This is a genomic window from Nonomuraea basaltis, assembly GCF_005893125.1.
Lineage (GTDB): Bacteria > Actinomycetota > Actinomycetes > Streptosporangiales > Streptosporangiaceae > Nonomuraea > Nonomuraea basaltis.
Map to the genome: position 1 here is coordinate 16,514 of NZ_VCJS01000050.1, position 14,083 is coordinate 30,596.

General features: G+C 69.7%; 11 protein-coding genes. 6 read left to right on the plus strand and 5 right to left on the minus strand.

The genetic code is table 11. The annotated features are described in order from the left end of the window. Window positions 1-79 precede the first annotated feature (79 nt). The 5 genes from EJK15_RS23865 (at window position 80) to EJK15_RS23885 (ending at window position 5,327) form a co-directional block, all read left to right on the plus strand. The gene (locus EJK15_RS23865) at window positions 80-982 is read left to right on the plus strand and encodes an ABC transporter substrate-binding protein (protein WP_138712687.1); all 903 of its coding nucleotides are present in this window, start codon (window positions 80-82) and stop codon (window positions 980-982) included. Window positions 983-1,046: 64 nt separating this feature from the next. Further along, a complete protein-coding gene (locus EJK15_RS23870; RefSeq protein ID WP_138712688.1) occupies window positions 1,047-1,907 on the plus strand; it encodes an amino acid ABC transporter permease in 861 nt (286 codons plus the stop codon). Continuing rightward, window positions 1,904-2,665, plus strand: coding sequence for an amino acid ABC transporter ATP-binding protein (locus tag EJK15_RS23875; RefSeq protein ID WP_138712689.1), 762 nt, complete (start codon window positions 1,904-1,906; stop codon window positions 2,663-2,665). Before EJK15_RS23870 ends, EJK15_RS23875 begins: the two co-directional genes overlap by 4 nt. Before the next feature lie 16 nt (window positions 2,666-2,681). Continuing rightward, window positions 2,682-3,629: an agmatinase gene (speB, locus tag EJK15_RS23880; RefSeq protein WP_138712690.1), complete on the plus strand. Its 948-nt coding sequence runs from the start codon at window positions 2,682-2,684 to the stop codon at window positions 3,627-3,629. 63 nt (window positions 3,630-3,692) lie between these two features. Then, window positions 3,693-5,327, plus strand: coding sequence for a thiamine pyrophosphate-binding protein (locus tag EJK15_RS23885; RefSeq protein ID WP_138712691.1), 1,635 nt, complete (start codon window positions 3,693-3,695; stop codon window positions 5,325-5,327). A 67-nt stretch (window positions 5,328-5,394) separates the two neighbouring features. Here the strand turns inward: EJK15_RS23885 and EJK15_RS23890 are convergent, their stop codons facing one another. Then, on the minus strand, window positions 5,395-5,889 hold the full coding sequence (locus EJK15_RS23890; RefSeq protein WP_240777170.1) for a winged helix-turn-helix transcriptional regulator: 495 nt from the start codon (window positions 5,887-5,889) through the stop codon (window positions 5,395-5,397). 23 nt (window positions 5,890-5,912) lie between these two features. Between EJK15_RS23890 and EJK15_RS23895 the strand changes: the two genes are divergently transcribed. Continuing rightward, window positions 5,913-6,587, plus strand: a complete 675-nt coding sequence (locus tag EJK15_RS23895) for an NADPH-dependent F420 reductase (protein WP_138712692.1) — start codon at window positions 5,913-5,915, stop codon at window positions 6,585-6,587. Window positions 6,588-6,644: 57 nt separating this feature from the next. On the opposite strand, the gene EJK15_RS23900 is transcribed toward EJK15_RS23895, so the two are convergent. The 4 genes from EJK15_RS23900 to EJK15_RS23915 form a co-directional block, all read right to left on the minus strand. Continuing rightward, window positions 6,645-8,009 carry a sensor histidine kinase gene (locus tag EJK15_RS23900; protein WP_240777171.1) on the minus strand — a complete coding sequence of 455 codons (1,365 nt, stop codon included), beginning with the start codon at window positions 8,007-8,009 and terminating at the stop codon, window positions 6,645-6,647. A gap of 114 nt (window positions 8,010-8,123) precedes the next feature. Further along, entirely contained in the window at window positions 8,124-8,723 is a 600-nt protein-coding gene (locus tag EJK15_RS23905; protein ID WP_138712693.1) for a GNAT family N-acetyltransferase, read from the minus strand. Window positions 8,724-8,791: 68 nt separating this feature from the next. After that, on the minus strand, window positions 8,792-9,949 hold the full coding sequence (locus EJK15_RS23910) for a HupE/UreJ family protein (RefSeq protein ID WP_138712694.1): 1,158 nt from the start codon (window positions 9,947-9,949) through the stop codon (window positions 8,792-8,794). A gap of 63 nt (window positions 9,950-10,012) precedes the next feature. Continuing rightward, window positions 10,013-13,984, minus strand: coding sequence for a metallophosphoesterase (locus EJK15_RS23915; protein ID WP_138712695.1), 3,972 nt, complete (start codon window positions 13,982-13,984; stop codon window positions 10,013-10,015). Between the last annotated feature and the right edge of the window lie 99 nt (window positions 13,985-14,083).

Genomic DNA, 14,083 nt, shown 5'->3' on the forward strand with positions numbered 1-14,083 from the left:
GGGCTGTCCCGATTGAAGGTGAAGGATGTGGCCTCCACACTCGATGCCATCTACCTGTACGGGAAGGCACGGGCACGACATGAGAAGAGCACTTGCCATCGCATTCCTCGGCACCCTCCTCAGCGGATCGGCTCTCGCCGGCTGCGCGGCGCCCGAGGAGACGACCACGGCGGCCCCCAAGGCCGAGATCGCAGCGGGCGCCAAGGACGAGGCGATCGCCAAGCTGCTCCCGGCGGACATCCAGCAGGCCGGCAAGGTACGCGTGGCCTCCGGTGTCTCCTTCCCGCCCATGGAGTTCTTCGACACCGACAACAAGACCGTGATCGGGTTCGACGCGGACCTGGGCAAGGCGCTCGGCGAGCTGCTGGGCGTGGAGTTCGCCTTCGAGAACGTCAACTTCGACGGCATCATCGGCGGACTCAACGCCGGCCGCTACGACCTCGGCCTGACCAGCATGATCGACAAGGAGGAGCGCCGGGAGCAGGTGGACTTCGTCGACTACCTCAAGTCCGGCTCGGCGCTCATGGTGCCCAAAGGCAACCCGCAGAGCGTCAAGGAAATCCTCGACATGTGCGGCAAGAAGGTCGCCGTCGAGAAGGCCTCGACCGGCGACCTGTACGTGGACGACGTCACGAAGAAGTGCGCCGACGCCGGCAAGCCGGCCGTGGAGAAGGTCCCCTTCCCCGACCAGGCGAGCGCCGTGCAGGCCCTGCAGTCCAAGCGGGCCGACATGGTCCTCGCACTGGACCTGACCCTGGCCTACAACGTGAAGCAGGCGCCGCAGCAGTTCGAGGTCGCGGTGAGCGCGATCGACCCGCTCCCCATCGGCATCCCGGTGCCGAAGAGCAAGCCGCAGCTGCGGGACGCCGTGCAGGCCGCGCTGAAGAAGCTCATCGCGGACGGGACCTACGACGAGCTGCTGGCCAAGTGGAACCTGCAGGCGCAGGCGTTCAAGGACGCCACGATCAACGCGGGCTCATGACCGAGCTTGTCGAGGTCATCAATGAGCACAGCGCCTTGGTCATGAGCCCGACGGAGAAGGCCTCATGACCGGCCTGCAGGAGCACGCGACCGAGCCCATCGTGCCGCTGCGGCGGCCCGGCCGGTGGGCGGCCGCGGCGGTGCTCGCGGTGCTGGCCGCGATGGCGGTCAACTTCGTGCTGACCACCCCGGCGCTCCGGCTCGACCTGGTGGCGGGGTACCTCCTCGAGAGGTCGATCATGCGCGGGCTGCTGCTCACGATCGAGCTGACGGTGCTCGCCATGCTGGCGGGCGTCGTGCTCGGCACCGCGCTGGCGATCATGCGGCTCTCGGACAACCCGCTGCTCCGCTGGATCGCGGCCGCGTACGTGTGGCTCTTCCGCGGCACGCCCATCCTGGTCCAGCTGCTGTTCTGGTTCTTCCTCGGCGCGGTGATGCCACGCGTCAGCCTCGGGATCCCCTTCGGCCCGGAGTTCTTCTCCACGCCGGTCAACGCGCTGATCACCCCGTTCACCGCGGCCATCCTCGGCCTGGGGCTGAACGAGGCCGCCTACATGGCCGAGATCGTCAGGGCGGGTATCGGCTCGGTGGACCGCGGGCAGCGGGAGGCCGCCGAGGCGCTCGGCATGCGGCCCGCGCTGGTCTACCGGCGGATCATCCTGCCCCAGGCGGCCCGGATGATCGTGCCCCCGACCGCCAACGAGACGATCTCGATGCTCAAGCTCACCTCCCTGGTGCTGGTCATCGGACTGCCGGACCTGCTGACCAGCGCCCAGCTGATCTACGGCCGCAACTTCCAGCAGATCCCGCTGCTGATCGTGGCCAGCTGCTGGTATCTCGTCCTGACCACGCTGCTGACCTTCGCCCAGTCGAGGCTCGAACGGCGGCTCGGCCGCTCGGACGTCCACGTCGGAGGTCACGCATGAGTGAACTGCTCATCGCAAGGGGTGTGCGCAAGAGCTTCGGGAAGGTCGAGGTGCTCAAGGGCATCGACCTGACCGTGCACCCCGGCCAGGTGGTGTGCCTGCTAGGCCCGTCGGGCTCGGGCAAGTCGACCTTCCTGCGCTGCGTCAATCACCTCGAACGGCTCGACGCCGGGGAGATCTGGGTCGACGGCCACCTGGTCGGCTACCGCAGGGCGGGCGGGAAGAAGTACGAGATGCGTCCCCGCGAGGTGGCCGACCAGCGCCGCGACATCGGCATGGTGTTCCAGCGCTTCAACCTCTTCCCGCACCGCACGGCGCTGGAGAACGTCATGGAGGCGCCCCGGCACGTGCTCGGCCGGCCCCGCGAGGCCGTCCGGCAGGCGGCCCTCGACCTCCTGCGGCGGGTCGGCATGGAGGAGCGGGCGAACCATTACCCCGCCCAGCTCTCCGGCGGCCAGCAGCAGCGGGTGGCGATCGCCAGGGCTCTGGCCATGAAGCCCAAGCTGATGTTGTTCGACGAGCCGACCAGCGCGCTCGACCCCGAACTCGTCGGCGAGGTCCTCGATGTGATGAAGGATCTGGCCGGAGCCGGAATGACGATGATCGTGGTGACGCATGAGATCGGATTCGCCCGCGAGGTCGCCGACCAGGTCGTCTTCATGGACGACGGGATGGTCGTCGAGGCGGGACCGGCCGGCGAGCTGATCGCCAATCCCCGACACCAGCGGACCCAGGCCTTCCTGGCCAAGGTCCTGTAGACGGAAAGGAACTCACATGCCACGGGGGCCCGTCGACTCCTCCCGGATCCCGCGTTACGCAGGACCCGCCACGTTCGCCAGACTGCCCCGCCTGAGCGAGGTCGGGCAGGCCGAGGTGGCCGTCGTGGGGGTGCCCTTCGATACCGGGGTCTCCTACCGGCCGGGAGCGCGCTTCGGTCCGGCGGCGGTGCGCGAGGCGTCGAGGCTGCTGCGGCCGTACCATCCGGTGCTCGATGTGTCACCGTTCGAGCGCGTCCAGGTGGCGGACGCGGGCGACATCGCCTGCAACCCGTTCGACATCGGGGAGGCGATCGAGACGATCGACGCGGCGGCCTCCGAGCTGCTGGCCGGGGGTGCGAAACCGGTGACGATCGGCGGCGACCACACCATCGCGCTGCCGCTGCTGCGAGCGGTCTCGAGAGTGCACGGCCCGGTGGCGCTGCTCCACTTCGACGCGCATCTGGACACCTGGGACACCTACTTCGGTGCCGCCTACACCCACGGCACCCCGTTCCGGCGTGCGGTCGAGGAGGGGCTCCTCGACACCGAGGCGCTCAGCCACGTCGGCATCCGCGGCCCCCTGTACGGCAGGCGCGACCTGGACGAGGACCGGCGGCTCGGCTTCGGCATCCTCACCTCACGCGACGTGCTGCGGCGCGGCGTGGACGAGGTGGTCGACGTGCTGCGGCAGCGCGTCGGGGATCGGCCGCTGTACGTGTCGATCGACATCGACGTGCTCGACCCCGCGCACGCCCCCGGTACGGGGACGCCGGAGGCCGGCGGACTGACCAGCCGGGAGCTGCTGGAGATCCTCCGCGGGCTGGAGGGCTGCGACCTGGTCGGCGCCGACGTCGTCGAGGTGGCGCCCGCCTACGACCACGCGGAGATCACCTCGATCGCCGCCTCGCACGTCGCCTATGACCTGGTCAGCCTGCTGGCACTACGGTCTCAGAAGTCGGCATGAGATCGCATGACACAGCGGTCTCAGAAGTCGGCATGAGATCGCCATGACACTACGGGAGAAGCCATGAGGACGGGCGGCGACCTGGTCGTCGAGTCGCTGGCCGCGCTCGGCGCCACCACGGTCTTCGGCGAGCCGGGGCAGCACGCGCTGGGCCTGTTCGACGCGCTTCGCCGGGTCGGAGCGGCGAGCCTGGGGGCGCAGCCCCTGCGCTACGTGGGCTGCCGCACCGAGCTGAGCGTCGCGTTCGCCGCCGACGGCCACGCCCGCGCGACCGGCTCGGTCGCGCCCTTCATGGTCTCCACCGGCCCGGGCGCGCTGGGCACCCTCCCCGCACTCATGGAGTCCCGTAACGCCGGTATCCCCGTCCTGGGCATCAGCAGCCAGATCCCGGCGGACGGGCTGGGCGGCAGGCGCAAGGGCTACCTGCACGAGCTGCCGGACCAGGCCGCGTCCTTCAGGGACGTCGTGAAGTCGGTCCACGTGGTGCGGACGGCCGGTCAGATCGTGCCGGCGCTGACCGAGGCGTGGGAGATCGCGCTCACCGCGCCCGCGGGCCCGGTCTGGGTGGAGATCCCGCAGGACGTCCTGCTCGGCGCGACCGACATTCCCGCGGTCGCCGATCTCCGGGTGGCGCCGAGACCGCTCGCCCCGCGAGCCGAGCTCGTCGCCGCGGCGGCGGAGCTGCTGGCACGGGCGGCCCGCCCGGTGATCCTGGCCGGAGGAGGGGTGATCCGCGCCGGCGCCCAGGCGGCCCTGCTGGAGCTGGCGGAAGAGCTGGACGCGCCGGTCGCCACCACGTTCGGCGCGAAGGGCGCCTTCCCCTGGGAGCACCCGCTGTCGCTCCAGTCGTGGCTGGAGGACCGGCACCTGACGACGTTCCTGGAGGACGCCGACGTGCTGCTGGTCGTGGGCTCGGGCCTGGGGGAGCTGTCCAGCAACTACCACACGATGCGACCGCGCGGCCGGGTCATCCAGATCGAGGCCGACCTCGGCAAGCTCGAGTCCAACCACCCGGGCCTGGCCGTCCATGCGGACGCCCGGCTCGGGCTGGAAGCGCTGGCGCAGGGCGTGAAGGGAGCCGGCCGTGATGGCGCGGCGGCCCGGTCCGCGGTCCGTGACGTGCTCGCGCGAGTCGCCGAGCGGCTCGACGCGCAGGACCTCACCTTCGAGCGGGCGGTGCTCGCGGCCGTGGAACGCGCGTTGCCGGGAGAGGCGCTGAGCTTCTGGGACATGACGATCCTCGCGTACTGGGCCTGGTCCGCCTGGCCGCGGCCGATGGAGTCGGCGCAGGGCGCGGGCGGGCTCGGCTACGCGCTCCCCGCGGCGCTCGGCGCGGCCGCCGCCACCGGCGGGCCGGTGCTCGCGGTCAGCGGTGACGGCGGGGCGATGTACGGCCTGGCCGAGCTGGCCACGCTCCGCCAGCACCACCTCGACGTGACGTGGTTGATCGTGGACGACGGCGGCTACGGCATCCTGCGCGAGTACATGACCGGCGCGTTCGGCGCCGCCACGGGGACCGAGCTGGCCAGGCCGGACTTCGTCGCCCTCGCGGCGGCCTTCGGCGTGCCCGCCTGCCGTACCACTCCGGAGGACCTGGAGGGCGACCTCGCGCGGGCCCTGCGAACACCGGGGCCGAGCGTCGTCGTGCTCCCCGCGACCCTCCGCATGTTCGCCCCCACCCACCTGACGCCGTCATAGAACAGGACCGCCCCGAGCGCCGGCCTGGCGTTGCCGGCGCCCTCGACCGTGCCGAGCAGCCGTGACGTCACCCTTGTCCGGGTCGGCTTCCGTTCGACTGGGCCGGGCGTGGGATGGGCCCGGCGCCAGCGCTCTCTTGGGCGTCGAGAAGATCGTCACCGTGCTCGAGGATCCAGCGTCCGAGCGCCTTCATCGGACCGTCGACCAGGCTCTCCCCCAAGCCGGTGAGGCTGTAGTCGACGCGAGGCGGGGCCTCGGCGTAGGTGGCGCGCTTGATCAGGCCGTTGGCGAGCAGGCGGTGCAACGCATCGGTGAGAACTTTGTCGCTCATGCCGCCGATCGCGGCGCGTAGCTGGTGGCGCCGGCGCGGGCCGGAGCGCAGAGCTGCCAGGACCACAGGATCCCAGGTGTGCGCGAACAGGTCGATGGCCGCGCGCAGGCGGCAGTCCGCCACCAGCTCGTAGCCGTGGGCCTGCTGATCGCTCATCTCGCCGTCCATGATCGCGCAGTTGAAACGCACCAATCGGTGCATAACGCCTTCTTTACCGTAGTCGTCCAGCAACCACTGTTGGCAAGGGAGAGACGATGCGCATCGGGATCCTGGGAACGGGAAGCCTGGCGGAGGGGCTTGGCACCGGCTGGGCGCGTGCCGGACACGAGCTGGTGATCAGTGGGCGATCCCCGGCCAAGGCGCAGCGACTCGCTGATCGGCTGGGCCATGGGATACGCGCCGTCACGCCGCCTGAAGCGGTCACCGGACGCGATGCGGTGCTGCTCGCGGTGTCGTGGAACGGCGTCGAGGACATGCTGCGAGATGCCGGTGCGTCCGACGGCCTGCTGTCCGGGACACCGCTGATCGACCCCACGAATGCCGTGGAACACGGCGTCGGGGTGTTGCTGACCGAGGCCGGCGGCTCGATGGCGGAGCGGATCGCCGCACTCGCTCCGGGAGCACATGTCGTCAAGGCCTTCCACCTGTTCCCCGCCGAGCAGTGGACCGGAGCGACCGGCGAGGACGAGCCTCCGGTGACGGTGGCGCTGTGCGGCGACGATCCGGCCGCGCTGCAGGTGGTCGGCACGCTGGTGCGTGATGTCGGCGGGGTACCGGCCGTCCTGGGACCGCTGGATCGTGTCCGTCAGCTTGAGGAGGTCGCGGGTTTCGTCATCGGGCTGGCCTTCGCCGGCGTTGATCCAGGCTCCGCGATTCCGCATGTCCCATCACCGGCGACGCTGCCACCTGCTTCGGAGGCTCCCCTGTAGTGCCTCGGCGGACGTCGGCGAGCGGCAGGAGCGTCGCGGCGGTAGCCGGCGCGCGGCTCAGTCCTCAAGGGCCGGCATCCGAAGGACGAACCGGGCGCCGGTGTCGGAGTCCTCGATGGTCAGTGTGCCGCCGTGGGACCTCGCGATCTCGCGGGCGATGGGCAGGCCGAGCCCGGTGCCGCCGGCGTCGCGGCTGCGTGAGGCGTCCAGGCGGGTGAAGCGCTGGAAGACGATTTCGCGCTGGTCGGGCGCGATGCCCGCGCCGTCGTCGAGGACCTCCAGCACGGCCTCCTTGCCCGGCCGGCGCAGCGTCACGATGATCTGCGTCTCGGCGTGCCGCTCGGCGTTGTCCAGCAGATTCGTCAGCAGGCGGACCAGCTCCAGCGGGTCGCCCGTGACGGTCACGCCCGCTTGCAGGGTGGTGACGACGTGCTTGGTGCGCGACCTGGCGGTCTCAGTGGCGACCAGCTCGCTCAGGTCCAGGGGCTCGCGGCGGCCCGGGCCCCCCGCGTCCAGCTTGGTCAGCGCGAGCAGGTCGGTGACGATGGCCTGCAGGCGGTCCAGGCTGGCGAGCACCTCGCGGCCCGTCTCCTGCCAGTCGGTGTCCTCGGGATGGAGCATGGCGTCCTCGACCTGGGTACGCATCGCGGTGATCGGGCTGCGCAGGTCGTGTGAGGCGTCGCCGGCGAACCTGCGCTGCTGCTCCATCGCGGCCTGCTGCTGCTCCATCGCCGTCTCCAGCCGCTCCAGCGTCTGGTTGGCGGTCTCGGCCAGGCCTCTGATCTCGTCGTCGTTCTCCGGCACGGGGACGCGCATCCCACCGCCGCCCGCGGTGATCTCGGCCAGCCTCTTCGTGATGGCGCTGACGGGCTCGAGCGTCCTGGCCACGACGCGCGACACTCCGAACCAGGTCAGCGTGACCAGCCCCGCCGTCATGCAGAACTGGAACATGATCACTTGTGGGCTGACGTACCAGGGCACCCCTGGATCGAAGGCGTAGATGACCCACTCGCCCTCCGGCTGGTACGCGCGCAAGGCGACCACGATCTTGCACCGGCCAGGAAACGCGGGCAGGTCGCAGAGCTCCGCGACGTGGTTGGCCTGGTTCCGGGCGGGGATCGCCGACGTCTGGCGGGGGTTGCCGGCCAGGTTCGGCGTCCAGGAGACCGGGCGCCCGACCGGGTCGACCACTTGGATGCCGTCGAGGTCGTCGGACTTCACCACCTGGGGCAACTGGTTCCGCTTGACCATGAGGAGCACGCGCAGGGCCTTGCCGGAGACCTCGAGTGCCCGGATGTCGGCGACCTGCTTCCGGATGCCGTACAGCACGAACGCGCTGACGACGAGGTTGAGCAGCAACATGGCGATGCTGCCGTACATTGCCAGCCGCGTCCGCAGCGACCGGCCCGACCAGGTGCTCACACGCCTTCCCCCGCTGATCAGAAGATCACAGTCATGGCGTTCGCCGCCAATCTAGGGAGATTCTTCGGCCAACTCGGTTGACCACGGCGAAAGGGGAGGATCTGTGGCGGCCCGTTACTTTCCCGTCGGTGTGTGGCTTGGGTGGAAGCTGCTGTTCAGGCGCGCGTGTTGATGCATGTCGTGCCAGCCGTCGGGGTGCAGGGCCTGCCGGAGGGCGGTGCCCTCGGGCAGGTAGCCGGACTTCACCGCGACCCGGCAGGAGGCCTGGTTGCGGGTGGAGTGACACAGCTCAGCGCGGGCTACGCCAAGCCCCTCGAACATCCAGCGGGTCAGCGCTCCAAGGGCGGCAGGTGCGGCTCCCTGACCCCGGGCTTCAGGCAGTATCCAGTAGGAGAGCTCGACGAGCCCTTCGTCGAGGACGATGTGCCTCATGCTGATCTGACCGCTGACTCGGCCGTGGAGTTCTACGGCCCAACCGGCTCCGCTTTCCCGCGCCCACCGCTGCGGCCAGTGTTCGATCCACTCCTGCGCCTCCGGCTCGGTCATGGACCGGGCGTGCCACTGCATGATCGCTGGATCGCTGTAGGCGGCGACCACCGCAGGAAGGTCCTCGGCGGCCCAGGGGCGCAGGGTCAGCCCTCCCTCGTGGAGCACGGGCTGGGCGAGACGTGACAAGCTGCCGGGCGGAAGAACGGGCGGCACAAGACGAGGCACGGCCTCATTATGGTGCCTTCCCGTTCGGCGGGCGGGCTACTCGGCGCCCCGGGGCTGACCGGCTCCCGTCAGAGCGGCAGCGGGATGCGATCGAAGAACCAGTACAAGCTGACCGCCACGATGGGGACCGACATCGCGGCCACCGCCCAGCGGGCCGCGGACGTCCGGCGCAGCAGCACCAGCAGCGGGAAGAGCACAGCGATGACCACGAGCTGCGTCACCTCGATGCCGGCGTTGAAGCTCAGGAGCGACAGCAGCAGCTCCCACGACCCGCTCTCGTCGATGTCCAGCGCGCCCGCGAAGCCCAGCCCGTGCATCAGGCCGAAGGCGAAGACGACCGGCAGCCGCCATTTGCCCAATCTGTCCTCCTCGCGGCCCAGGAGGTTGGCGAGCGCCACGACGATGATCGACACTGCGATGATCGGCTCGACGATCTCCCCCGGAACCTCCACGACCCCCATCGCCGCCAGGAGGAACGTGATGCTGTGCGCGGCCGTGAAGGCGGAGGCCGTGATGACGAGGTCGCGCAGGCCGCGCGCGCCGATGAGCAGGGCGAGCAGGAAGAGCACGTGGTCGAGGCCGAACAGCAGGTGCTCGGCACCGAGCAGGAAGAACTCCCAGACCTGATGCGAGGCCTGGCGCTCGCCGATCCGCAGCGTCGGGTTCTCGGCGACCAGGACCGCGGAGCCCTTCTTGCCGTTGAGCTCGTACCGGACGATCGTCTCCGTGCTGTGGACGAAGTTCTCGGCGTCGGGGAACAGGGCGCTTGAGATCGCGTGGGCTCCCCCGCCCTCCCCCTCGCAGGTGTAGGCGAGGGTCAGCACCGCGAAGGCCGCCTTGCCGCGGACGCGCACGTCCGCGGCGCCCACCGTGGTGGGCGCGCACGGCTTGTCGTCGTACGCCACGGCGAAGCGGCCCGTGACATATTCGATCACGGCGTCGCGGTTGATCTGGAGCTGGCGGAGCTGCTCGGTCCGCTCCTTCGCCTCATAGGCCTCCGCGTAGAGCCAGGCCGACTTCATGAGCAGGTCGTACTCGAGGTCGAGCACGGCCCTGACGTTCGCGCCCGTACCGGTCACCTCGGCGTGGGCGGTCGTGGTCGCTTCGTGCGCCGCCGCCGGAGCGGGATGCACCAGGCCGGCCAGCACGCCGCCGAGGACGACGGCGAGGACGACGGCGAGGACGACGGCGAGGACGACGGCCGACGGCCAGCGCCTGCGGGACATGTCGTGTTTCTCCAGATGAGGATGAATGCCGCCCCGGACCCGGTCCGGGGCGGCGGCGATCGGTCAGGCGATGGGTTGGCGTTCGAACCAGCGGTACATGGGCGAGTCCGGTCCCCATGTGCCCGGGCGGCCGTGCTCGTCCTTCGTGACGAAGACGCTCGGCTCGGAGGCGGTCACGCCGCCGCCTGCGGAGCGTGCCGTGACGAACCAGGCGTAGGCCGTGTTGTCCTTGAGGCGGTCCCAGGTCACCGAGGCGACCCGACCCGACGCGACCGTGCTCTTGCCGATGATCCGGGTGGGCATGTAGAGCGCCAGCGAGTCGGTCTGGAAGCTGGTCGTGCGGGAGGTGAGATCGACCGGCAGCACCATGTTGTCCTCGAGCCCGTTGTAGCGGCGCCGCGGGTCGAACTCGGTGGCGCCGAAGTCGTTGAGCAGCGGGGAGTAGGTGTCCACGCTCAGCTCCGCCCGCTTGACGTCGAACTGCAGCAGCCGGAAGTAGCTCGCGCCGAACTGGAGCTGGTCTGCCGGGTTGTATCCGCCGATCTCGGTGAGCCCGAGACGGTCGGCCGACACCGTGTAGAACTGGTAGTCCGCCAGGAGCTCGACGACACCGTTGCCGATCTGGCCCACCTTCGGCTTCACGTTGGTGCCCACGCCGTGCTCGTGTCCGGCGAGGATGAGGAAGACGTTCGGGTTCTTCTCGACCACCGTCTTGTACAGCATCGAGCCGTCGGGTGCCGCGAATCCGGCGCCGCGCCCGTCGGGGTTGGCGCTCGGCACGATGTAGTCGTGCGAGAGCAGGATGCCGTTGCGGTTGGGGAACTTCTTGAAGACGGAGTCGGCCCATTCGGCTTCCTCCCTCGTCACGCCGTACGACAGGCCGACCACGACGAAGTCCAGCCCGCCCGCGGAGAACAGGTCGTAGTGGTTCTGGTTGTCGCCTTCCTTCCACGGGCCGCCGTACTTGGCGTGCTGCCAGCCCTGCGACGCCGTCTGATACCGGCTGGGACCGTAGTACTTGTTGTAGATCGCGTCCGGCCCGTTCTCGGTGCCCGACTGGTTGTCGTGGTTGCCGGCGATCACGCCGTTCGGGATGTCCGCGTCGTCCAGCACGCGCTGCTGCCTGGAGGACACCTCGAACTCGCCGACCACCTGCTGACGCATGGCCTCGTCGGCGGGCGTGCGGATGTTGTTCTCGATGATGTCGCCGGTGTGCGCGACGTACGAGATCTTGCGCTGGTCCTTGTTCGCGCCGATCCAGTTGACGATGCCGGCGTAGGCGGACTCCCACACCGCGCGCTCCTCGGCGGTCTCCTGCTCCACCGCACCCTCGGAGATGTACTGCGTGTCGGTGAAGTGGACGATCGAGAAGTCGTAGGTGGCGGGGTCGGCGAAGCCGTTCGGATCACCGGGCTCGATGTCGTCGGCGAACGGGTCCTCGCCCGTCACCATGACGTGGACCTGCTGTTTGTCGATGTACTCCCCGTTGACGACGGCCGTGAGAACGGTCTTGCCCTCGGCGGCGCCACGGGCGCTCGTCAGGAGGTCCCACGCCTTGGTCTTCGTGTTCCACACCCGCAGCGACGCCAGGCGCTCGGGGTCGATGGCGCCCTCCCAGCGCAGGACCGGGGAGTCCACGTGACCCTTCACCTGGACGTCGTACCGCTGGTAGGTGAGATCCTGGCCGGCGGGCGCGTCGAGCGTTCTGCCGTCGGCGGGCTCGAGCCCTTCGGCCTTGACGCGCTTCTCGCCCCGGACCTGCAGGGTCGTGGGGACGGACTGGGCGGTGCCCTGGAACACCTGGTTCGGAATCAGGATCTCGGCCTCGGAGAACGTCGCTTTCACCGGCCCGCCATCTGGTTCGGCCACCTTCGCCGAGAGCGTGACGGGATCCGACACGTCGACGGTCCCCAGCGCCGGGGTCAACTCGGTGGGTACGTCCGGAATGCCCGCGGATTCGAACACGATCTCGCGGGTCGCGGTGTTGCCGAGCCCGTCGGTGCCGGTCACGGCCAGCGTGTGCTTACCGGCCCGCAGACCGGGGCCCACTTGGGCGCCCAGCTCGATCGACTGGCCGTCGAGTTTGACGTCCGGACCGGACACGACGGCGGAGGCGTCCTCGAGCTTGACGTCCAGCACGACCGAGGCGGTGATCTTCTCACCCGCGGCCGGGACGCTCTTGGCGACCGCCGGCGCCGAGTTGTCGGTGATCAGGAGGCGGGTGGCGACCTCGCCCGTGGCCGACGCGGCGGCGATGGTGTGCTTGCCGTCCTTGATGGCGGTGGTGTCGAGGTCCGCGCGCAGGCCGCGGGCGGGAGCGTCCACCAGGAATTCGAGGTCGATCTCGGTCAGCGGGTTCACGGTGTCGCCGCAGTTGCCGTCGCCCATGCCGTACGAGCCCTTGAGCATCTGGCCGGAGGCCGTGCCCTGCGCCGGGGTGAGGGCGATGTTCGAGATCGCGAAGTCGTCGCGGTTGTTGCCACACGACGTCGGGAAGGTGCCGGCCACGAAGTCGATCGTGTTCCAGCCGGGCACGAGGAACTCGTTCGGGATCGTGAGGTCGACGCGCCGGCTCACGAAGTCGCCGTCGAGCACGACCTTCTGGCCGTTGACGAGCACGAAGTTCTGGTAACGCGCCTCGATCGAGTTGCCGCCCACGTTGAAGCTGAGGGTCGCGTTGCCCGAGCCGAGCGTTTCGATGAGGTGCACAGCCGGGGCGTCGATCCTGTAGCGCAGCTCGGCCTCGCGGAGCGCGGTCTGGCTGCTGCCGCAGGCGCCGTCGCCCAGGTCGTACGACGGCTTGATGTCCTGGCCGGTCACGGTGGCGCCGTCGAGGGCGAGGGCGAGGTTCGCGATCGTGAAGTCGTCACGGTTGTTGCCGCAGGACTCCTTGTAGTCCCCGGTGACGACCTTGATCGTGTTGTCGCCGGGCACCAGGAACCGGGCCGGGACCGCGACGGTCACGCGCCGGCTCACCCAGGAGCCGCCCAGATCGATGCGCTTGCCGTTGACGAGCAGGAAGTTGTCGAACTTGTCGTCGATCGAGTCCGAGCCCACGTCGAAGCTCAACATCGCGGCGCCGTTGCCGAGCGTGGCCTTCGTGACAGGTTCGCCGCCATCGACGGTGAGGGACGCGACGCCGCCCCCGCCGCCGGCCGGGACCGTCGCGAAGACCGGCTTGGTGCCTGCCACCAGCGTGCCGTCTGTGGGCTGCAGCCGCGGCGCCCCAGCCGGAGCGTTGTTCACGGTCACGGTGTTCTTGGCGGTCGCCCCGGCGGCGGTCGTGGCGGTGATGACGTGCTCGCCGTTGGCCAGCGTCGTCGTGTCCACGTCCGCGGCGAGACCCGTGGTGCCCTGCGGGTCGGACTGGGTGAAGAACTTGAGGGTGGCGCGCTTCAGCAGCGAGGTGTTCGTGCCGCAACTGCCGTCGCCGAAGGAGAAGGTGTAGGGGTTGTCCTCGCCGTCCGCGACCTCACCGAGCAGCTCGAGGCCCACGTCGGACAGCACGAAGTCGTCGTAGTTGAGACCGCATGAGGACTGGATCGCACCGACGACGATCTCGACGGTGTTCTCTCCCTTGACCAGGCGCTCGTTCGGGATCTCAATGGTGGCCCGCTCGTTCACGTGGTCGCCGATGTCGATCCGGAACGCGCCGTTGACGAGCACGTGGCTGTGGTACTGCGCTTCCGTCGAGTTCGAGCCGACGTCGAAGCGGAGCCTGGAGACGCCTACCGTCCGGGTGGCGTTGAGCGCGGTGCCGTCGATGGCGAGTTTCGTGACGCTGTCGCCGGCCACGGCCGGCACTGCCGCGATCTTTGCCACGCCCTCGAGATACGAGCCGCCGGCAGGGGTGAGCGTCGGAGGGTTCTGCGAGCCCGTCGGCGTCGGGCTGGGCCGTCCCCGATCCTGCTCCGCCGGCCCCGGGTCGGCGTACGCCGCCGTCACGAGGCTGCTGACCAGCAGCGCCGCGATCGCGGCGGCCGCGGTGAGACGCCCCCTGCTCCGTAAGCCACCCAGTAATTTTCGTGCTGCCATTGGCTGCATCGGGTGCAGTCCCTTCTCTTTCGTTCATGAGCACCGATCAGGCGGCTTGCGCTCGCGCGGACACAATGGAGCGCACGAGTGAACGGTGTG